This is a genomic window from Nocardia otitidiscaviarum NBRC 14405, from assembly GCF_000308635.1.
Taxonomy (GTDB): Bacteria; Actinomycetota; Actinomycetes; order Mycobacteriales; family Mycobacteriaceae; genus Nocardia; species Nocardia otitidiscaviarum.
The window spans coordinates 1-250 of record NZ_BAGD01000197.1 but is presented as its reverse complement, the minus strand read 5'-3'; the positions used below and the strand labels follow the sequence as shown (position 1 = coordinate 250).

The window sequence follows — 250 nt, the reverse complement described above, 5'->3', positions numbered from 1 at the left end:
CCGCCACGAGCACCGGGTTGGCGTCATGACCCGCGCATCCGCGCACCGCTTCGACCGGGACTCTCTCGGCCTGCTCGCTGAACTCGGCCGTGTGCTCGTCGTCCTCGCCGCCGGCGCTGCGCTCTGGTGCGCGCTCGTCTGGCCTCACCCGATTTGGACGCTGCTCGTCGTCCTCACGATCCTCGCCGCCGTCACCGCGGCGTACGAACCGTCCCCCGGTGCTGACCGAGGGATGTCGTCGCCCGGCGCG

General features: G+C 72.4%; 1 protein-coding gene. It reads left to right on the top strand.

The genetic code is table 11. The features are described 5' to 3' along the window. Positions 1–25 precede the first annotated feature (25 nt). The coding region (locus ON31_RS29325) for a hypothetical protein (RefSeq protein WP_039818284.1) at positions 26–250 on the top strand (225 nt) is incomplete at its 3' end.